The sequence below is a fragment of the Streptomyces sp. NBC_00038 genome (assembly GCF_026343635.1).
GTDB lineage: Bacteria > Actinomycetota > Actinomycetes > Streptomycetales > Streptomycetaceae > Streptomyces.
This window is the reverse complement of the sequence record NZ_JAPELQ010000001.1, coordinates 1,539,957-1,560,829: the sequence shown is the minus strand read 5'-3', so window position 1 is coordinate 1,560,829 and position 20,873 is coordinate 1,539,957. Positions and strand designations below refer to the sequence as shown.

Sequence of the window (20,873 nt, the reverse complement as noted above, 5' to 3'; positions counted from 1 at the left end):
GAAGGAAGAGCGCCGTGTCGGTCATCCGAGAGCGGACCGCACCCCGTCCCCGCAGCGCGCGGCCGACGCGGCGCTCCACCGGCCGGGGACCCTACGTCCAGCCGAAGTCCGGCGGCCGCGGCGTCTGGCCGTACCTCCTGATCGCACCCGCCGTCCTCGGCATGCTCTATCTGCTCGTCTACCCCCTGGCCCGCGCCGTCGTGATCTCCCTCCAGGACTTCGGACTGCGCCAACTCATCCTCGGCGACGCGCACTTCGTCGGACTCGACAACTACCGGACACTGCTGAGCGACGACCGCTTCTGGGAAGTCGTCCGCCGCACCTTCCTCTTCATGGCGATCAACGTCGCCCTGATCATGGCGCTGTCCACCCTGGTCGCGCTGCTGATCGAGCGGCTCGGCAGGTTCGGGCGCACCGCGGTTCTCAGTGCCCTCGTGCTGACCTGGGCGATGCCCGTCATCGCCGCGACCACCGTCTTCCAGTGGCTGTTCCACTCGGAGTTCGGCATCGTCAACTGGGCGCTGAAGGGCCTCGGGTTCGAGTCCTTCGACCGCTACCCCTGGTTCGCGCACGGACCGGCGGCCTTCGCGATTCTGATCGCCCTGATCGTCTGGCAGTCCGTACCGTTCGCGGCGATCACCCTGTACTCGGCGCTGACCACGGTGCCCGTCGAACTGTACGAGTCGGCGCGGCTCGACGGGGCGTCGGGACCGCGGATCTTCCGCTCCATCACCTTCCCCGTCGTCCGGCCGATCTTCATGCTCGTCTTCTCGCTGGAGGTGATCTGGACGTTCAAGGCGTTCGTCCAGATCTGGGTGATGACCAACGGCGGCCCGGGCGACGCCACCACGATCCTGCCCGTGTACGCGGTGCAGACCGCCCTCTCCAGCCAGCGCTACGACCTCGGTTCGGCCGCCTCCATGGTCACCGTCGTGCTGATGGCGGGCGTGCTCATCTTCTACTTCCGTCAGATGTTCCGTCAGGAGGACGAGCTCGCATGAGCACCACGCGCCCTCGGATCCGCCGCATCCCGCTGAACGCCGCCGCCTTCGTCACGGTCGCGGTCTGCCTCTTCCCCGTCTACTGGATGGTCGCCACCGCGTTCAAACCGAATCGGGACATCCAGTCCGACAGCCCCCAACTCCTGCCGCGGACCTGGACACTCGACCACTTCCGCACCGCAGTGGACGCGGACGGTTTCGGCCTGTTCTGGCGCAACAGCATCCTCGTCACCCTGAGCGCCGTCCTGCTCGCCCTGCTCGTCGCGCTCGGCGCCGCCTTCGCGGTGGCCAGGATGCGCTGGAAGGGGCGGCGCCAGTTCATGCTCATGGTCTTCCTCGCCCAGATGGCGCCGTGGGAGTCCCTGATCATCCCGATCTACATCATCTCCCGGGACACCGACATGCTCGACCGGCTGCCGACCCTGACCCTCGTCTACTTCATGATGACGCTGCCGTTCACCATCGTCGTGCTGCGCGGCTTCATCGCCACCATCCCGCCGGAACTCGAGGAGTCCGCCCAGGTCGACGGGTGCACCCGGCTCGGCGCCTTCCGGCACATCGCCTTCCCACTGCTCGCCCCCGGGCTCATGGCCACCTCGCTGTTCGGCTACATCACCGCCTGGAACGAGTTCACGTACGCCAACTTCCTGATCATCAAGCAGCAGGACAACCGCACCCTGCCCGTGTGGCTGTCCTCGTTCCAGAACATCTTCGGCACCGACTGGGGCGCCACCATGGCCGCCTCCACGCTCTTCGCCCTCCCCGCGCTCGTGGTGTTCCTGCTGCTCCAGCGCCACGTCACCTCCGGCTTCGCCGCCGGCGCCGTCAAGGGCTGACCCCGAGCCGTCCCCCACGCGACCCACTCCGGAGGCCGACCTGTGCCCGCACACCACCCCGAACCCGACCTCGTGCCCCGCCCCGCCAAGGCCGCACTCAGGCCCGGCCACTTCACCCTCGACGCCCGCACCACCCTCCGTACAGGCGCCGGAGCCGAACCGGCCGCGGACCTGCTGCGCACCCTGCTCGCCCCCGCCACCGGACTGCCCCTGCGGGCCTCCCGCGACGGACAGTTCGTCCTCGCGCTCGACCCACAACTCGGTGGCCTGGGCGAGGAGGGGTACGGGCTCACCGTCGGCGAGAACGCCGTGCTGCTGCGCGCCGCGCACCTGACCGGGCTGCTGCGCGGCATCCAGACGGTCCGTCAACTCCTGCCCGCGCAGGCCCTGTCGGAGACATCGCAGCGCCGCACGCGATGGCTGCTGCCGTGCGTCGAGATCACCGACGTCCCGCGGCACGCGTGGCGGGGCGCGATGCTGGACGTCGCACGCCACTTCCAGCCCGTGTCGTATCTGCGCCGGTACGTCGATCTGCTGGCCCTGCACAAGGTGAACGTGTTCCATCTGCACCTCACCGACGACCAGGGCTGGCGCATGCCGGTCGCCGCCTACCCCAAACTGACCGAGATCGGCGGCCACCGCACCCAGTCCATGAAGGGACCGGCGGGCAGCGACACCTACGACGGCGTCCCGCACGAAGGGGCCTACACGCGGGCCGAACTCTCCGCCCTGGTCGCCTACGCGGCCGACCGCGGCGTCACCGTCGTACCCGAGATCGAGATGCCCGGCCATGTCCGGGCGGCCCTCGCCGCATACCCCGAACTGGGCAACAACCCCGGGCAGGGCCTCGACGTGTGGACCCGGTGGGGCGTGTGCGACACCGTCTTCGGCGTCCACGACCAGGTCCTCGACTTCTGCCGCGGCGTCCTCGAAGAGGTCATGGACGTCTTCCCCTCGCCCCACATCCACATCGGCGGCGAGGAATGCCCCACCACCGAGTGGACCCGCAGCGCGGCCGCACGTGAACGGGCCGCCGCGGAAGGGCTGCCCGGCCCCGAAGCACTGCACGGCTGGTTCCTCGGCCGGATCGGCGACTTCCTCGTCCGGCACGGCCGCCACCCCGTCGCCTGGGCCGAAACCGGCACCGAACTGCCCCTCGACTTCACCGCGATGACCTGGCGCGACCCGGGCCACACGCTCGCCGCGGCGCGCCGCGGACACCCGGTGATCAGCGCCTATCACCGGTCCACCTATCTGGACTACGCCCAGACCGCCGACCCCCGCGAGCCGCAGGCCCAGCCCGGAGCCGTGGTCGACCTGCGCGCCGTGCACGGCCACGACCCGGTCCCCGAGCAGGCCGACGCCCAGGAGTCGGCGCGCGTGCTCGGCACGCAGACCCAGCTGTGGACCGAGTTCGTCACGACGCCCGCGCACATCGAATACCTCACGTATCCGCGGCTGTGCGCGCTCGCCGACCGCGGTTGGAGCGGCCCGACCGGCTGGGCCGACTTCGAGGCGCGCCTCGGCACGCACACCGAACGCCTCGACGCCCTCGACGTCCGCCACCACCCCTGACCCCGCGGTTCCAGCACGGCACCGCGGCAGTACCGACAGCGCGATCCGCAGGTAATCCCCCCACCGTTCTGGAGGAAGACGATGAGATTCGCCAAGAACCGGCTGCGCACCGCCGCGGCCACCGCCACGGCCGTGGCCCTGGGCGCGGCGGGACTCGCCGCGCTCCCGGCCACCGCGAGCGCGGCCACCACCGGGCTGAACGTCCAGTACCGCACCAGCGCGACGGGCGCGACCGCCGACCAGTCCGAGCCCTGGATCAAGGTGAAGAACACCGGCGACAGCAGCGTGCAGCTGAGCGGCGTCAAGGTCCGCTACTACTTCAAGGCGGACTCGGCGAGCGCGACCTACCGCTTCGCCTGTTCCTGGGCGGTCAAGGGCTGCGCCAACGTCACGGGCACCTTCGGCACCCTCACCACTCCGACCGCCACCGCCGACCGCTACCTGGAGATCGGCTTCACCTCCGGCGCCGGCTCACTCGCTCCGGGCGCCGACACCGGCGACATGCAGCTGCGCTTCTACCAGTCGTCCTGGCAGACACTGACCCAGAGCGACGACTATTCCTTCGGCGCCTCGCAGACCTCGTACGGGGACTGGTCGAAGATCACGGCGCAGCTGGCGGGGAACACACTGTGGGGCACGGCACCGGCGGGCAACGAACCGACGGATCCGCCCACCGACCCGCCGACCGATCCTCCGGCCGACGGCGCCACGCTGTTCGACGACTTCAACTACAGCGGCTACAGCGATCCGCGGATCTCCGCCAACGGCTGGAACGTGCGCTCCAACTCCGGCGGACCCGGCGTGCCCGGAGCCACCTGGGCCCCGGAGAACGTCACCTTCTCCACCACGGGCGGCAACTCCATCATGAACCTGGAGACCTCGACCGCGGGCACCGCGGGGACCACCGAGCAGACCGAAGTCCTCACCAAGGCGACCAAGTTCAAGAACGGCACCTACGCGGCCCGCGTCAGGTTCAGCGACGCTCCCCGGTCGGGACCGGACGGCGACCGCCTCGTCCAGACGTTCTTCACCATCAACGACCTCACGGCGCCGATGGCGGACAACTACGCCGAGTACGACTTCGAGTACCTCCCCAACGGCGGCTGGGGCGAGCCGGCCAACATCCTCTACACGACGTCCTGGGAGACCTACAACCCGGACCCGTGGCAGGCCGTCAACCAGCACACCGAGTCCCGGCAGAGCTTCAGCGGCTGGCACGACCTGGTGCTGACCATCGACGGCAGCTCCATCAAGTACTACATCGACGGGCAGCTGTTCGGCACGCATGATGCCGCCTACCTGCCGGAGCGGCCGATGTCGATCAACTTCAACCAGTGGCTGATCGACCTCGCGGGCCAGACCAGCACGACAGCGAGGTCGTACGACCAAGGGGTCGACTACGTCCTGCACATCAAGGACCAGGTCCTCACCCCGGCGCAGGTCACCACGAAGGTGAACGCCTACCGCTCGGCGGGCACGACCTTCCAGGACACGGTGCCCAGCAGCTGATCCCCGGTGCCATGAGCAGGGGTGGAGCGAGTGCCTCGGGCCGCACTCGCTCCACCCCTGCCCCTACCGTCGCGGCGCCGGTACCTTCAGCCTGTCCCAGCTGACCTTCCCCGGAATCCCGTCCGCGTCCTTGCCCTTGAAACCCTGCTTGTGCTGCCAGGCCGTGTAGGACTTGCGGTCCGCGTCCGTCCAGTCGGGGCTCGGGCCGTCCTCGTAGCGGCCGCAGCCCTCCGCGACCAGGCGCTTGCCCATGGCGGTGATCAGCGGATCGTGGCGGCCGACCTGGAAGAAACCGGCGCCGGGGAACGGCTCGTACGAGGGCTTGGGCTGCGGCTTGGGGTCGGGGCTCGAGCCGCCGCTCGGCTTGCCCTTCAGGCGGGCCGCGATACGGGAGCGCATGCCGTCCATCGTGAAACCGCGCGGGTCCTGCTTGCCCGGCTGCCATTCCTTGTGGCCGATGACGGAGCGCTCGCTCCAGCCGTAGTGGCGGCAGATCGCGGCCGAGACCCTCTCGATGGCCTCCTTCTGGACCTCGGGCCAGGGGTCCTTGCCGTTGCCGAGGTTGACGCACTCGAAGCCGTAGAAGTGGCGGTTGCCGTCGGTGTCGGCCTCGTTGTCCGGCGGCAGTTTCGTCTCGTTGACAACGGCGCGCAGGACGTCGCCGTCGCCGAGCCCTGCGTGGTTGGCGCGGCCGTTGCCGACCAGGTGGACATGGCCCTTCTTGTCGATCACGCCGTGGCACAGCGGGCCGGGCAGGGCCGAGTAGCCGTCGTAGCACAGGGCCACGGATGAGTTGGTGCCTGAGGTGACGGTGTGGTGGATCATCACGCCGTTCATCGGGCCCCAGGGGCCTTTTGAATTGCGGTTGTGCGTACGCCAGTTGCGTACCTCGTGGACCGTCACGCCCTCCGCGCGCAGGATCTCCACCAGCTTGGACGCGCTCATCGGCTTGGCCATCACTTGTCTCCTTCCGCTGCGGCTTCCGCCTCTGCCGTGGTCTGGGAGCGGGGGTTGGACGGTGCGTCGACGGCCTCCGCCGTGGACTCCTCCTGTGCCGCGAGCGCTTCCGCGGCGAGCGCGGCCTCGTCGGCGGCCGGGATGCTGTGCGCGAGCGTGGTGAAAGCGAGCCGCAGGTCGACGGGGGCGTCCTCGCCCTTCACCAGGGCCAGCGGCGCGAAGTGCCGGGCGATGCCCGCGGGGGCCTGGAGCAGCGGCTTGCGCGCGTCGTTCACGGGCCACTCGACGCTGCCGGTCGCGGTGCGTGCCGGGATGATCCAGTGGTCGCCGGTGCGGTAGGTGCCGCCCTTGGCGAAGTACACTTCGACGCCGTCCTCGAGGGGCAGCCAGTCACCCTCCTCGACGCGGATCGCGCCGTCCCGCAGTCCGGAGGTGCGGCCCTTGCGCTTGGGGCCCGCCTGGTGGTCCCAGCGGCGCAGGAACGGGTGCAGGTGGGGCAGCCGTCCGACGCCGGGCTCCGGCTCGGCGGACAGCCGCACCCGGCGGCCCGGCAGGTCGAGCTCCTCGACCCGCAGCAGCGGGAGTGCCTCCAGGCGGGAGGCGTAGGCGGTGTCGGTGAACTCCACCTGGTCGCCCACGTCCAGATCCAGCTTGTCGTCCTGGCCGAGCGAGGCCAACTGCACCCAGGTGCCGTCCAGTTCGTCGACGGGGAAGACGACCGAGCCGTTCTCGCGCGACCACTTGAACGTGGCGTCGGCGGCCGGCCCCTCGGCGTGCACCTCCACCCGGTAGAGCTGGTTCTCCGGGCCGCGGTAGCGGGCGTCCGGCTTGACCAGGCAGGGGTCCTCGTCCGCGTGATCGGGCCGCTGGGCGCGGGCCGCGAGGTTGGCGGAAGGGGCGCTGCGGTCACGCGCCCACTGGGTGAACTTGGCGCTCACCTGCTCCTTGGTGGGGTCGGTCTCCTCCACGCCGAGTGCGGCGAGGGTCAGCGGCAGGACCTGCCAGACCACCTTCGAGCGCGCCGCCGTGTCCGGCATCGCCGAGCCGAGCGCCACCTCGCGCAAGGCCGGGTCCTCCGCCGCGGTCACCGCGCGCTCCCACACCGACAGATAGACCACGAAGGGGGCTTGGGCCGGTGAAGGCAGCCGGTCGCCCGGCTTCTCCGGGTCACGGAAGCCGTCCGGCTGGTCCCAGTACGTCCAGAACGCGGGTGGCACCACGGCCTCCACGTCGTCGTCCGCAGCGTCCTCGTCCGGCACCGGCACGCCGGGCGCGGGCCGGTCCGCGTCGCACAGGATTCCGTCGACGTAGTAGCGGCCGCCGTAGATGTTCAGGGTGTCGATGTCGTGCTTGCCGCCCACGTACTGGATGCGGAAGCCCGCGGCGTCGCGCGGCCCGCCGTGCCGGCCTATGAGGTCGGCGGCGAGCGTGCGCGCCCGGTGGAGCTCGATCGCGGTCTGCTCATTGGCGTCGGCATCGAGCTGGACGCGGCCCTGCTGGGCGATGACCGCGGAATAGTGCCGCTCCGGACGGAACGTGGAGCGGGAGAGATCGGCGTGCATGAAGGGAGTCCCCCTGGTTCAGATGTGTGCGGGTGAGTCGGTTGTCGCGGTCGGATCAGGTCACGTATCGGCTCAGGTCACGTAGAAGATCCCGGCGTCCGTGCCCGCGGGCGTGTACTGCGCGAGCCGCGCCCGCAGGCTGTCCTCGCGCTGCGGCCGGTACAGGTCGTGGAAGGCGCCCATCTCGGCGCCGTCCTGCGCGCCGCGCCGGATCTCCTGGGCGCAGCGGTCCGCCAACTGCCCGTACCAGGGCGTCCCGTAGCGCTCGGACGTGAACAGCGGACGCACGCGCGCCGCCTCGCCGCGACCGGCCAGATCCGGCTGGCAGCGGTACCTGCGCGGCGTGCGCGAGCCGGCCGGGACGTATGAGAAGCGCATGCACCCGATGCCGCGCCGCGCCACATGGAGCCGGCCGGTGAAGACCGAGTCCTCCGCGATCTCCACCGCGTGCGTGTGCACCTCGCCGATGACCGTGGTGCGGTGCGCGTGCAGGACTGCGTGGGCGTGCCGGCAGTCCGGGGCGGACAGGGCCGGGCGATCGCTCGCGGTGGCGTCCAGGACGCTGTCGCGGATGTGGATGTCGAGCGGCTCCTCGGACACCTCGTCGCCGATGACCTCGATCGTGCCGAGGACGCTGTCCTCGATCTGGAGGCACGCCGTGGTGCGCTCCAGGACGAAGCTCGGCTCCTGCGGGGAGTGCGGCTCGCACTCGGGCTCAAGGGACCAGCCGGGCACGAGCGTCGAGTGGCGCAGGACGACCGCGCCCATCCGGCCCGTCACATTGATGCCGCGTCCGGCGACGAGCAGCCCGTCGAGGACGATCCGCGGCCGCTCGCCCGGCGCGCAATCCTCGGACACGGCACGGATGTTGAGCGCGTCCGGACGGTTGCTGTACCAGTCGAGGAGCCGGATCACCGGGCGGGTGCCCTCCGCCGCACGTACTTCGAGGCGGTCGCCGGGGTCCAGGTCGAAGTCCAGCTGTTCCTGGTAGGCGCCGCTGTGGGTGATCTCGATGATGCCCTCGGGCCCGCAGGTTCCGGCCCGCCGGTCGTGCTGCCAGGCCTGGTACGCGTCCATGATCTGCCGGTACGTCTGGCCGGGCCCGACCCGGTAGAACGCGGCGTCCGGGCGCGCTGCCCGGTCCCGCGCGTACTCGCCGCCTCCCATGTCGGCGCCGGACGCGTAGTGGTAGTCGACCCAGACACCCTGCCGGGGCGCCGACCGCGCCCCGAACGCGATCCGCCCGAGCTCCGGATCGACCGCCACCTGTCCGCGCCCCGGCCGGTAGCGCCAGTCCGACAGGTCGGCCACCACGATGTCCGACGGAGGCACCGGCTTGTCCTCGCCGTCGCGGCGGATGACGAGGCTCTTGCCGGGTCCGTAGTAGTCGGCGAGCCGGTCGTGCAGTTGGCGCCGCCGGACGAACGCCGGGACGTTGTCGATCGTCGCGATGTGCGTCGCCGACGGCTCCGGTTCCGGCTTGGTGACCAGCGGGCTGTCGTTGCCGAGGATCGAGAAGGTGTAGAGGTTGCGGGCCCGGTCGATGCAGTACGCGGGGGAGGACGTCAGCGAGTGCGCCTTCAGCCGCCAGACGTGGAGGCCGACTCCGGCCGGAGTCGAACCACCCTGCCTGCGACGGGAGTTGGCGCTCCTGACATCCACCGAGCGGGCCACCGTCCCGAAGGCGGAACCGGCCAGGTCGAGCGCTGAACCGTCCCGCAGGTCGGCGAGACGCCCGCGCCGCGAACGGCCCGCGTCCCCGGACCCGTACAGCTTGACCGGCTGCTGGTGCGAGACGAGCCGCGACAACTCGACCGCCCGCGACGGCCACTCAGTCACCTGCTCGCAGAGCTCTTCGAGCAGGTGCAGCGTTCCCTTGCGGCGTAGGTTGGCGACGGTGGCGGCCACATCGCGGCGCGGCGCGATCGCCTCCGTCAGCGCGGCCGAACTCCCGCCCCGCAGACCGGTGGTGAGGACCCGCTCATAGCCGGGCAGCGTCCGATAGCCGACCAGGTCGCCGAGGTACGGCAGCAGCCAGGGCGCCGCCGTCTCCACGAACAGGTCCTCGTAACTCTGCTCGACCCCATTGCGTACGACATCGATCTGCTCGGCCATCACCGCGAGCAGGGCGCGCAGCGGCTCACCCTCGTCGGTGTCCCTGAGGCGGTGCCACTGGGGGAGCAGCGATACGAGCCCGTCCGGCTCCCTGGACATCACTTGACCTCCGTCAGAATCAGGGTGTCCGCGGCCTTCGGCGTCAGCAGCGCGAGCTGCGCCGGGCGGATGCCGCGGAAGACGAACACCGAACGGCCCTTGGCGAGGCGCCGGGTGTCGGTGATGTCGGGGTTGAGGCGCAGGAGTTCGGCGAGCGGAACGCCGTGCCGGGCACAGATCTCCGACAGGGTCTCGCCGTCCTTCCTGCGCACGGTGTGGATCTTCTCGTCGTACGTCGCCTCGCGCGCCGGGACCGAGGACCTCGGCTCGCCGGGTGTGCCGAGCAGCCGCGTCAGCTCCTGTGCGGTGGCGCCCGCGACGGCGGACGCGGAGATCCCGGTGAAGACATCGACGTCCATGTAGTCGACGCCCGGCACCGAATGCGCCGTCGCCAGGATCTCCGAGAGGCGGGCCGGTTGGCCCAACTCCCGTCCCTCGTAGCCGAGTCGGCGCAACAGGGCGCCCCGGAGGCGGGGTTCGACGACCTCCCAGGTGTGGTCGGTCGCGAGCTTCACCTTCGCGGCGATCAGCAGCAGTACGAGTTCGCGTACGTCCACCCGGACGGGCAGCCGGGGATCGCCGTACTCGGTGAGCGAGCCACGCAGGGCGCGCAGTACGTCGGCGTCGTCGGCGATCGGAACATCGTCCGTGCCCGCGACCGTCACGTGCAGTACGCGCCGTCGCCCGTCGAAGAGTTCGCGCGCCGCGGCCCGGCCGATACCGGCGCGGGAGCGTGCGAAGTCCTCGTAGTCGGGCACGGACACCAGACGGTCCAGGGCCGCCACGGAGAGGGGAACCGTGCGCCGGGTCAGTGCGGGACCGTCCGCGTCGGCACCGCCCGTCGCCGGGCGCGGATTGGTCACCGCGGTGACGCCGAGCGGCCGGGTCAGCGCCTGGGTGACGCGCTGCGCGGCCACGTTCGCCGCCTTGCCGGTGCCGAAGCGGTAGCGGGCGCGTACGTTCTCGTGGCCGCTGGACAGCCGCGCGCCGTGCACACCGTCGCCGAACGTCACCGTGGTACGGCCGTCGCCGGTGGCGCCCGTGATGTAGACCCGCTCGCGCGGCCCGCGGCCCGCGAGGCTGTCGACCGCGTGCCAGAGCAGGCCGTCGACCCGGACCTCCAGGACGGGCGTGGCGCCCAGCGGAGTGTCCGACGCCATCCAGGTGAGCGGCGACTGCCACAGGGTGAACGTCTGGTTCGTACGGTCGGCGTCGCCGCTGCCGATCGGTTCGTCCCGGCCCTCGCCGTGTGTCGCCTCCACCACGTTGCCGAGGATCTTCACCGTCTCGCGCCGGTAGCGGTGGGCGAGATCGGCGGTCAGCGTCAGCTTCGTGTGGACGTGGTCGCCCGGGAGTTGGGGATCGAGCGAGGGTTCGGCGGCCGCGATCACCACGACCTCGGTGGCCTCGACGCCGACGGTGCCGGGGATGTCGCCGCGCAGGCCGCTGACGACGAGAGTGCGGCCGGGGCGCAACCCGTCGTACAGCTCGGCGAGTTCGAGCTCGTTGCCGGACACGTCCTCGGCGAGCGGCCCGTCCGCCGTGCGCAGCGGCTCACCCGCCGCGTGCACGGTGGTGTCGCGAATGTGCGAGAGCAGTACGTCCTTGTCGTCCAACCAGGCGTCGGCCAGCACGAGTTCGGTGCCGCGGCCGGTGATGCCGTAGTTGGTGTACGCGGCCGTGCGCACGGCCGTGACCTTCGTGGTGACCAGCTTGAACTTCTTGTCGCCGGGGTGCGCGTCGTCGTCGCCCTTGGCGGGCCGCTCGATCGCGACCCAGCTGCCGACGGTGATGCCGTCGTACACGGTGTCCAGCTGCACCACATGGCGGTCGGCGGGAGCCGGCCTGGTGGCGATGACGATCTCCACGGTGGGGGCGGTGGTGCCCACCGTGTAGCGAAGGGTCACCTCGTACTCGCCGTGCGTGAAGCGCACCGGAACGTTGGGGCTGAGGGGGATCTCCCTGGCCGCGCCGTTGTATATGCCGACGTTGACGACCCCTTCCGCGTCCGGGCGCGACACGAAGAGCGTGCGCTCGGGCAGGCCCGAGTGGAGGCGGGCCGTGACGCCTGGCTCCTGGGAGTCGGTGGGGCGGCGGCTGAGCCAGTTCAGCTCGCGGTCCTGGCTGTTGCGGGTGGACAGCTCGACCTGGCCGGGGCCGAGGGGGAAACTCTCCGGCTGCGCGATCGGGAGCGTCCTCGCCCGCTGGTCGGAGCTGCCGCCCTCGATGTACTGGAACTCGGCCGCCTGCGGCACCCTGCCCGCGGGGTCGAACACCACACGCATGCTGGTCAGGACAGCGCCCGTCAGCGGCCAGTCGGTGGTGCGGATCACCCGGCCGCGATCGTCCTGTACCGGCTTCAAGGGAGCCGTCGCGCCGAAGGGGGTCGCCTTCGCGCGCAGGGCGAGCAGCTCGCGCAGGAGGTTCGGCGCGCCGGGCGCCGCTGCCTGCCGCCACGCCGGGTAGAGGGCCCCGAGTGCCGGGTCGAGGGTCTTGAGCAGGCGTGCAGTGTCCGCGCCCGGAGTGGCCGCGAAGGTGCCGCCGCTCGGGGCGGGAGCCTTGCCGCTCAACGCGGGGAGGAGGGCGGTGAGCGCCCCCAGCGCGGCCTCGTCCGGGCGGGGGAGCGGGGCGGCGGCGGACGCGCCCTGCTCCGACCGGCTCGCCGATGAGGCCTCCGGCTGGTCTTCCGGTTGGGAAGGCGCCAGCTCTCCGGCCCGTTCCGCGAGTTCGGCGAGCATCGCCTCCAACTGGGCGAACCACTCGGCCACGTCCTCGTACGGTGTCGCCAGGACCTGAGCCTCGGCGAGACGTGCGAGGGGCTCGGTGAGAGCGGACATCAGCTGTTCCGGCGTCTTCACGCCGTCCAGGCCGTCCCGCAGCGGGGCCAGCACCTGGTCGTCGAGGTCGTCGATCAGACGGCTCACCGGACGGGGGTTGGGCACCTCGGGCGTGGGCGGCTCGTCGCCCGGCGCGCCCGGAGCCTGTGGCTCGGTGGTCCAGCGGCGTACCTCGTCGACCAGTTCCTTGAGGGTCGGCGGGGCCGACCGGGGCAGGCCGATCGCCATGATCTCGTCGTCGCGGTCGATGCGTACGCGCGAGACGGGAAGCAACAACCGTTCGCCGCCCGCCTGTTCACCGAAGACGAAGAGCAGCTGGTCTCCCGTCTGAAGGGAGTTCGCGGTGCCCTCGACGAAGAGTTCCGAGCGGCGCGTGAGGTCCTGAGGGGTGATCAGGGAGGGGCGCCTGCGGCGCAGTCGGAGCTCGTTCCAGTCCCAGCGGGCCGTGAGGTCCCGTCTGGTCTCGAAGGTCTGCGACTCCTCGTCGGCAGACGCCGGGACGCTGTTGCTGCGCGCCCCACGCGGGATGACCACGGGCAGGGTCTCGGCCCGTGGGTCGCGGTCGAGGGTGTACGCGAGATGTGTGTTCGCGGCGACACCGGGACGCGGCCGGTGACCGACCAGACGGCCGAGCAGCACCAGCGAGCGGTGCTCGTTCGCGGTGCGCAGATAGGCCTCGTCGGCGATCCGCTCGGAGTGGAACGTCAGCAGGTCGCCGAGGACGGCGGTCGCGTCGAGGAGGCCGATCGCCGGGTCGTCGGGGGTGCGCACGGTCAGCCCGGCGAGCGCCGGGTAGGCGGGGGACGCCAGGCGGTCGCGCAGGGCCGACAGGAAGGAGCCGTACTCGCCGACGCGGTAGTCGAGGGCGCTGCGCCCCGGCGGGTTGTGCGGCGCGGCGGGTGCCACCCGCTCGTTGTGACCGCCCGCGCAGGTCCCGGCGCAGCCGCAGCCGCAGTCCGGGGTGAGCTCGTCGCTCGTCATCGGGCACCCCCAAGGGATATCGCCAGCCGGCCGTTCTCCGGCCGGTCGGGGTCGTTGTCGCAGATGGCGATCTCCAGCGGGCCGAGCCGCAGCACGCCGTCCTCCCTCTCTCCTCGGTCTTCTTCGAACAGCCGCCGCAGACGGGTGACTTGAACGCTCTCCACGCCCTGGACGGCCGCCGCGGCAGCGACCAGGCGGCTGAGCCTGACCGGCTCGCCGAACGTCAGCGCGTCGGGGTGGAAGAAGCCGAGCCGTCCCCCGGCGAGTCGGCCACGGCCGAGTACGCGGTACAGCTCGGCCAGGATCTGGCCCTGTTGGTGTCCGGGCCGCGCGCACACCGTCAGCGCGATGTCGAGCGGCGTCAGGCGCGCGGGCTTCACCACCACGTCGTGGCCGATGCGCCGGTAGGCCTCCAGGGACTGGGCCACCGCGTCGAGCAGCGCGGACGTCGGGGCGCCGGTGCCGTGCGCGTCGATCGCGATGTGCGCTTCCTGGACGCTGCCCGTCCAGCGCAGCTCCGCCGCCGCCCGCTGCACTCCGGGCAGGGCCGAGGCGAGAGCGGCGTAGTCGTCGGCGGTCACGGCACGCAGCCTCGTGCGGCGCAGGTCCAGCGGCGCCAACTGGCGTACCTGGTCGATTGGTTCGGGCTCGGTGCCGCCGACGGCGGGGAGCGGATTGCGCACCCCGGCCACCGGTACCCCGGCCACCGGCACCTTGCCGCTTTCGTCGTCGTCGCGGCAGAGCACCAGGTGGTTGATGGCTTCGGCGCCCACGTTGCCCGCGAGGCCGCCGCCCAGCCTGTAGTGGAGTTCCAGGCGTGCGCCGGGGGTCGGCTTCGCGCCGTGCCGTCCGTCGCCGAAGCGCAGCGCGAGCCGCCCGTCGTCCTCCAGCTCACCCACGAAGTGCCGGTCGCGGGGCCCACTATCGAGCAGGTCGCGGCGCGGACTCCAGCGCAGCTCGCCCTCTTGGAGGTGTACGGCGGGAAGGGCGCGGCGTGCGTCCTGTGCGAGCCCCGCCGAGGCGGAACCCCGCAGGACCGGCTCGTCGGGGTGGATGCCCTCGGCGTAGGCAGGGCCCCAACTGTGGGCGATCTCCCAGGCGATGTGGCCGTCGAGAACCGTCCCGGCGCGGGCGCGCGAGGTCAGCACCTCGATGCGGCGCAGCTTGGAGTCGAGCAACTGGTCGCTGCGGTAGAGGAGTTCGCGCAGGGCTCGGACCGGGTGCAGGCGCAGTTCGAAACGCTCCAGGACCTTCAGGCCGTAGATCACGGCCAGTTCGGCGATCTCCTGGTCACCGAGCCCGTCGCGGTCACGGGCGCTGCGCCACAGCTCCACCAGACGCTGCTTCACCCGGCCCGGGATGGCGCCGATCCGCTCGGCCTGCCCCGCGGACACGGCCCCCGGGTCGGGGAACTGCACGGCCTGCACCACGGGCGAGCGGCCGAGCAGCGGCCGGAAGCGGGGCGCGATGCCTGGGTAGACGGACTGTGCGAGCAGCGTGCGCAGCGCCGCCGCCTGTGCGTACGCCGTGCCGGGCACGACCCGCTCCTGCCGTTGGCCCGCCAGCTCGAGGCCGAGCCCGGCGCGTACGGTCGCGTCCTCGCCCACCACGTCGAACAGCTCGCGGACGTCGTCGGCGGTGAGCGCCTCGCCGCACTCCGCCTTGTCCGTGAGGGAGTTGATGAGCTTCGCGGTCGCGTTGCCGTCGTCGGGGTCCCAGCAGCCGAAGGCGGGAGGGTCGCAGGGGGCCACGACGGCGGGCGCCGGCGGCACGGTCACCGTCTCCGGCAGGGTGCTGCCGCACCAGTGCACCGTACGGCCGTGGTCGACGAGGACCACATTGCCGCGCGCCACACTGACATCCTCGACCGGGGCGCAGTCGCGTCCGCCGCGTGTGGTCAGGCAGAGCGGGAAGCGCAGCGCGTCCTCGGCGGCCCAGGTGACCTCCAGGACCGGCTGGTCCTCGATGCGGTCGACGCCCGGCGTGACGGACGTGAGGCGCACCGCCTGACGGTGGGAGGGGTCGGCGTCGCCCGGTGTCCCGGTACGCGGTCCCTTCACCTCCTCCAGCACGAGCAAGTCACCAGCGCGCAGGTCGAGTTGGCGACCCTCGCAGGTCTCCGCGTCCCGCCACTCGTCGCGCAGGGTGACCGCGGTGGCTCCCTTCGGCAGCGAGCACACGTCGCCGCCCCAGGTCCACAGGCGTACGGCGTTGTGCGCGCCGCGCAGTTCGAGGGGATCCCTGGCCGCGACCGGCTCGAAGACCTCGACGCCGCCGCGCTCCGCCAGGTCGGCGAGGTCCCGGTCGTCGACGACCGTCCCGGGCGCCGGGCGGTCGTGCGGATCGACGGCGCGAATGTCGACGGAGGCGAAGCGGAACGTGCCCGCGGGCAGCGTGTGTTCACCGGCCGTCTCCACCGTCACGTACGCCCGCGCAGTGCAGCCGTCGTGCATCGCGTAGTCGATGAGCCGGACATGACGGCGTACGGAGACCCGGCGGCGCGCGGTGTCGAGATACGCCTCCGTGGCGACCGCGTCCTGCTGGTAGCTGATCTGGTCGCCGGTGTACGCGAGCAGCTCGACGAGCGTCAAGCCCAGGTCGGCCGGGTTGCGCTCGATCCAGTCGGGCGTGGTGAGAGCCAGCCGGTCCAGCAGGAGTTTGCGGATGGTGTCGTAGTCGCGGGCCGTGTAGTCGACGACCGGCGCCCGGGGGAATTCGGGTTCCTCGACCACTCCGTCCGCGCAGTCGAAGGGCGTGGGACAGTCGGGCCGGAAGGCGAACGTCGCGCTGTGGTAGCGCTGGTCGAAGCCGCGGAAGGGCTCCGTGCCGGGCCGCCCGTACGGGTCGGTCTCGACGAGGGAGATCCGGTAGCGGGAGGTGTCGCCGGCCTTGTCGAGGGTGACGTACAGCCGGTCGTCGAGCTCGGGGTCCTCCTCGCGCTCCACGCTCACGTCGACGGCCGCGATGCCTGTGATCCGGCGGCCGCCGTCGATCCGTACGTTCTGCGCGCCGAGGCCGTGCGGGGCCTTGCCGAGGAAGGTGACGGTGAGCAGGAGCCCCTCGTCACTCACCTCCACGGCGTCAACTCCGTTGAGCTGCGCCGCTCTTACCTTGGTCCGTCGGGCGGACAGGGGACCGGTCACGCTTCGGCCCTCCCTTCGAAGACGTCGTCACGACGGCTCCCGGTGGAGCGCACGGCGTACGACAGATACACGCGGACGACGTTCTCCTCGCTCACCACGTCCAGAGCCGCCACCTCGATGAGATCACCGAGCCAGCGCTGCAGAGCCGCCTGCACCGAGAGCTCCAACGCGCTCGCCAGCTCGGGGCTGTTGGGAGTGAAGACCAGGTCGAGGAGGCCGCAGCCGAAGTCGGGGCGCATCACGCGCTCGCCGGGGCTGGTGAACAGCAACTGCTCGATCAGGTCGCGGACATGCTCGTCGCGGTCGGCGTGCGCGCTGCGCCCCCGACGGTCGACCCGGAACGGAAAGGCGAGATCACTGCGGATGCGGGTGCGTGCGCTCATCGGACGGTCACCTCTCGCTGCGCGGGCTGGACGAACGGCGGGCCCTGCGGCACGAACGCCGCCGTGACGCACTGGGCCGCGGACGTGTCGAGCAGCACCGGCGCGCCGTCGACCGCGATGCCCGAGGAGTCCGCGGTCCAGCGGACGGCGACACACGGCTCGGGTACACCACCGACCGTGTGAGGGCAGCCGGTCACGACGTAGTTGTGGGTGGCCGTCGCCACGGGCGCGCCGTTCACGAGTACGGCCCGGTCCGAAGCGCCGGTCGTCGCGGTGGCGCGGCCGCCGTGCGGGCAGCTGATCGCCGCACCGGAGCCACCGCCGATGGTGAGTAGATTCCCGGATGTCCCGGACATGCTGGATGATCCCCCGTCTTCTATCGCTTCGCGGCCATCGTCAACTGGCCCTTGTTGATGGTCACTTCCTTGCCGCGCAGGATGACCTCGGCGCCTTCGCCGGTCGCGATGACCACGGCTTCCTTGGTGATGCGGATGTACGCGCCGCCCTGCGCCTGGAGGAGGATCCCCTGCTCTGGCGCGTCGTTCATCACGATCTTGTGGTCCCCCGGCGTCTGCACGACGACCGGCTTGTTCGGCGAGTTCTGCTGCACCGCGGCTCGCGCGTCCGGCGGCAGCTCGGCCTCCGTCCCGTACCAGCACCCCGTCCACACCGGGAAACTCGGATCGCCCTGCTCGAACTCGACCCACACACCAGCGCCGGGCGGCGGCACCACGAACTGGCCCGCCTGCGGTCCGGTGAAGGGCAGGCAGGGCAGCGCCCATGTCGACGGTTCATCACCCAGGACGTCAGGGCACTCGACGGTGACCCGGCCGATGTGCAGCGGGTCGTTGTTGTCGATGACCCGGCCGCGGAACTTGCCGAGGTAGCGATTACTGGGTGCCGCCATGCTGAACTGCTCCTGGTTCGTGGGGTGTTGGCTGCTGCAGACCGGTTGCGCGTCATGGCCGGACGTAGGCGCTGCGCGCTTCGAGCCCTTCTCTGGAGAGCGTGAAGTTCTGCTGGAAGGAGCCCGGCCGCAGGTTGTGCGTCACGGATTTCACGTAGTAGTCGCCGTCGTACGCCCGTCCGGAGCCGCGTACGCCGACCAGTTGGCGCGGCTGCAGGAGGTAGCCGTGCCGGTTGACGTCCAGCGAGCCCGAACCGGAGATGACGTCGGCGGACACGGCGGCGCGCGCGAGCAGCTCGGCCTCGGCCGCCTCGCGCTGCTGCTTGGCGGTACCGGAGAGCGTCTTGCGCTTGAGCGCGGGCGTCGGCCGCTTGCCGAGCGGGGGGCGCACGGGGCTGATGAGGGGCTGAGGGAGCAGGGTCGACTGCCGGGTCCCCGGGTCCTGCCAGCGCGCCTGCGGCTCCTCGCGGGCCGTTCCGTCGTACGCGAACGTCAGCTGGTCGACCGTGGAGTTGGCGTCCATGTTGACGTTCAGGGCGTGCTGGCGGATCCCGAGGCGGACCTCCGGACCCCAACGGGCGGACGACTGGCCGGGGTTGGGCCCCGGCTCCAGGTAGAAGGTGTAGCCGTTGGCGCGGGCCAGCTCGGTCACGTAACTCAGATCCGTGCCGGTCTGGTAGTGGACGCGCAGGTTCTCGTGCGGCGGCTGGGCGATCTTCTCCCGGTACACGTCCGGCCGGATGCCGTAGTCCGCGTAGCGGCGCAGGATCGCGAGGACGCGGTCGGACGGAGGCAGGTTGGGATACCGGTCCGTGCGCTCCTCCAGGTCCATGAGCAGCGTCAGGTCCTCGCCCGTGATCGTCAGCGTGGAGTGCCCCGGCTGGTTGCTGGTGCCCACCTCCTGGCGCACGATCAGCCCGTCGAAGAGGACCTCCGGAGTGCCCTTGACCGTGACGGTGACGATGATCCGGGTCTTCGGATCGAAGAACCCCTCCGGCAGCAGCGCCCGGTTGATCAGCCCGTTCTTGGTCAGGTCGAAGGCGAGCTGGAAACCGCTCCGCTCGCCCGCCGTGGCGGTGATCTGCGCCGACAGCAGCGCCTCGGCCACCTCGGCGGGTACCGGACGGGCCAGCTGCGGCCCCATGGAGAGGGTGATGTGGACAGGGCCCTGGCCCACGGGCAGTTCAGACACGCCGGTCTCCCCGCGGGAAGCTGCCGGCGCGCGGGATGTCGATCTCGCCGCCGGGTTCGGCGGTCAGTTCGCGCGGGTCCAGGACGGGGTTGGCGTCGGCGATCTGCCACCACTGGGCGGGGTCGCCGAAGTAGCGCTGCCCCAGGAGGTCGGGGCGCTCACCGGTGCTGACGGTGTGCGCCTGCGTGTCCTCGGCGTCGTCCGCCACCGGGGGCAGCAACCGGCGCTTGGCGTAACGGACTTCGGTCCCGTCCGGCTGCCGGTGCACGCCGATCTCGGCGTCGTGGTAGCGGCTGGAGCGGGGGTAGGGGTGGGCGCCGGGTATCGCGTCCAGGGCGTTCTCGTACGGTTCCGTGCCGGCCATGGTGTTCGGTCAGCCCCTTCCCATGCCGATGTCGCCGGGGGTGAGCCCGAGAGTGCCGAGGCTTCCCGCACGGGCGGCGCCGGCCAGCCGCTCCTTCTGCGCGAGGTGCGCGAAGTACAGCTCGGCGCCGCGGTGTCCGGCCGGCAGGTCGCTGACCGTGAGCACCTTCAAGCCGATGCTCAGCGAGGCCCGGATCGGGTTCAGATTCACGTCGAAGGCGGATTCATTGATGGACAGTTCGGTGAGCCGCACGGGCATGACGCGCTTGCTGCCCCATGTGAAGAGGGTCAGCGGCATCTCGATCGGACTGATCTCGATCGTCCCCGTCTTCGACAGGCGGCTCGCTTCACGCAGTTGGGCCGAGGTCGGCTGCACCAGCATTTCGAGGACGGCCAGTTGGGGGTGGATCCCGTCGGGCGCGGCGACCTCGAACTGGTCGGTGGCGTCGATCTCGGCAGTGAACTTCCAGGTCTCCTGAGCGGGGCCCTTGAGCCGGAGCGCCTCGTTCCTGTCTCCGGACCCGCTGCCGCCTCCCCCGGAGTCGCCACTGCCGCCCGCCGATTGGGGCGAGAGGCTGCGTTCCAGGGTGTCCGGGTTGAACTGCAGGACGATGATGCGCTGGGGGGTGCCGCGTTCGGGGTCTATGAGGACTATTCCGGAGCGGATGGGCTTGGGGATGTCGGCGTAGCGGGTCACAGGCGGGCCTCCAGGCGGCGGTTGAGTTCCGTGTAGTCCCAGGCAGGGAAAAGGCGCGGGAACACGTCCAACATGGTCGTCAGCTGATTCCTGACGTCGTCGAAGTCCGGATGACCCAGCGGGACCTCATCGGTGAAGAGGTACTGCCATCCCAAAGTGCCCTTGGTAAGGGCCAGTTGCTCCATGTATTCGGGATAGGTGAGATCCAGCTTGACGTATTGCCGCGTCCAGCCCTCGGCGCTGGTCAACTCCATGTCGTAGTACCAGACCTCCAGGGGGTCGACCCGGGGCTGGGACCGGATGGCCGCGAGTTGGCCCGTGGCAGCGAGTGGGGTGTCGTCGATGACGCGCAGCTGTGTGAAGAATTCCCGCTCCTCGTCCGTGGAACCGGCCCAGGTCAGGTCCGGCGGATGCTTTAGAAGCGCGGTGAACAGATCGGTCACACGGAACTCGCCGCGGATCTCCGGAAGGCCGGATGCCTGCGCGCTGTGCCAGCAGTTGGCGATCTCGGAGATACGAGGACTGTGCACGCAGAGATCGCGGCTGAACACCACCTCCTGCCAGTCGGGCAGATAAGTGAAGAGCGCCGGTGCCTCCTCGAACGTCTCGCCGAGGTCTCCCGTGACCGAGCGGTCCACCACCAACCCGGTGCAGTCAACGATCTCCTGTTGTGTCTGGAACAGCTTCTGCTCGATCTCGGTGGGGTTGCGCATTTC

Annotated in this window: 16 protein-coding genes; 4 read left to right on the top strand and 12 right to left on the bottom strand. The window is 70.9% G+C overall.

All coding sequences use genetic code 11. From position 1 onward, the window contains the following. Positions 1-14 precede the first annotated feature (14 nt). From OG219_RS07235 to OG219_RS07220, 4 genes are all read left to right on the top strand, one after another. A complete protein-coding gene (locus OG219_RS07235) occupies positions 15-1,001 on the top strand; it encodes a carbohydrate ABC transporter permease (RefSeq protein ID WP_266824044.1) in 987 nt (328 codons plus the stop codon). Next, the gene (locus OG219_RS07230; RefSeq protein WP_266824042.1) at positions 998-1,837 is read left to right on the top strand and encodes a carbohydrate ABC transporter permease; all 840 of its coding nucleotides are present in this window, start codon (positions 998-1,000) and stop codon (positions 1,835-1,837) included. The genes OG219_RS07235 and OG219_RS07230 overlap by 4 nt, the downstream gene beginning before the upstream one ends. A 42-nt stretch (positions 1,838-1,879) precedes the next feature. Then, complete coding sequence (locus OG219_RS07225; RefSeq protein WP_266824040.1) at positions 1,880-3,412, top strand: beta-N-acetylhexosaminidase; 1,533 nt, start codon at positions 1,880-1,882, stop codon at positions 3,410-3,412. 81 nt (positions 3,413-3,493) lie between these two features. Continuing rightward, complete coding sequence (locus OG219_RS07220) at positions 3,494-4,921, top strand: cellulose binding domain-containing protein (protein ID WP_266824038.1); 1,428 nt, start codon at positions 3,494-3,496, stop codon at positions 4,919-4,921. 63 nt (positions 4,922-4,984) lie between these two features. Here the strand turns inward: OG219_RS07220 and OG219_RS07215 are convergent, their stop codons facing one another. From OG219_RS07215 to OG219_RS07160, 12 genes are all read right to left on the bottom strand, one after another. Continuing rightward, entirely contained in the window at positions 4,985-5,878 is an 894-nt protein-coding gene (locus OG219_RS07215) for a peptidoglycan-binding protein (RefSeq protein ID WP_266824036.1), read from the bottom strand. Then, positions 5,878-7,440, bottom strand: coding sequence for a DUF6519 domain-containing protein (locus OG219_RS07210; RefSeq protein ID WP_266824034.1), 1,563 nt, complete (start codon positions 7,438-7,440; stop codon positions 5,878-5,880). Before OG219_RS07210 ends, OG219_RS07215 begins: the two co-directional genes overlap by 1 nt. A gap of 72 nt (positions 7,441-7,512) precedes the next feature. Continuing rightward, positions 7,513-9,654 carry a hypothetical protein gene (locus OG219_RS07205; protein ID WP_266824032.1) on the bottom strand — a complete coding sequence of 714 codons (2,142 nt, stop codon included), beginning with the start codon at positions 9,652-9,654 and terminating at the stop codon, positions 7,513-7,515. Beyond that, positions 9,654-13,472, bottom strand: a complete 3,819-nt coding sequence (locus OG219_RS07200) for a putative baseplate assembly protein (protein WP_266824030.1) — start codon at positions 13,470-13,472, stop codon at positions 9,654-9,656. The genes OG219_RS07205 and OG219_RS07200 overlap by 1 nt, the downstream gene beginning before the upstream one ends. Beyond that, positions 13,469-16,615: a putative baseplate assembly protein gene (locus OG219_RS07195; RefSeq protein ID WP_266824028.1), complete on the bottom strand. Its 3,147-nt coding sequence runs from the start codon at positions 16,613-16,615 to the stop codon at positions 13,469-13,471. Before OG219_RS07195 ends, OG219_RS07200 begins: the two co-directional genes overlap by 4 nt. Beyond that, positions 16,612-16,998, bottom strand: coding sequence for a GPW/gp25 family protein (locus OG219_RS07190; RefSeq protein WP_266824026.1), 387 nt, complete (start codon positions 16,996-16,998; stop codon positions 16,612-16,614). Before OG219_RS07190 ends, OG219_RS07195 begins: the two co-directional genes overlap by 4 nt. Then, complete coding sequence (locus tag OG219_RS07185) at positions 16,995-17,354, bottom strand: hypothetical protein (RefSeq protein ID WP_266824024.1); 360 nt, start codon at positions 17,352-17,354, stop codon at positions 16,995-16,997. Before OG219_RS07185 ends, OG219_RS07190 begins: the two co-directional genes overlap by 4 nt. A 20-nt stretch (positions 17,355-17,374) precedes the next feature. Next, positions 17,375-17,905: a phage baseplate assembly protein V gene (locus tag OG219_RS07180; RefSeq protein ID WP_266469200.1), complete on the bottom strand. Its 531-nt coding sequence runs from the start codon at positions 17,903-17,905 to the stop codon at positions 17,375-17,377. Between the two features lie 52 nt (positions 17,906-17,957). Then, on the bottom strand, positions 17,958-19,097 hold the full coding sequence (locus OG219_RS07175; RefSeq protein ID WP_266824022.1) for a hypothetical protein: 1,140 nt from the start codon (positions 19,095-19,097) through the stop codon (positions 17,958-17,960). Beyond that, a complete protein-coding gene (locus OG219_RS07170; RefSeq protein WP_266824020.1) occupies positions 19,090-19,461 on the bottom strand; it encodes a hypothetical protein in 372 nt (123 codons plus the stop codon). The genes OG219_RS07175 and OG219_RS07170 overlap by 8 nt, the downstream gene beginning before the upstream one ends. A 9-nt stretch (positions 19,462-19,470) precedes the next feature. Further along, positions 19,471-20,157 carry a hypothetical protein gene (locus OG219_RS07165; protein WP_266824018.1) on the bottom strand — a complete coding sequence of 229 codons (687 nt, stop codon included), beginning with the start codon at positions 20,155-20,157 and terminating at the stop codon, positions 19,471-19,473. Next, complete coding sequence (locus OG219_RS07160; RefSeq protein WP_266824016.1) at positions 20,154-20,870, bottom strand: hypothetical protein; 717 nt, start codon at positions 20,868-20,870, stop codon at positions 20,154-20,156. The genes OG219_RS07165 and OG219_RS07160 overlap by 4 nt, the downstream gene beginning before the upstream one ends. Positions 20,871-20,873: the final 3 nt, after the last annotated feature.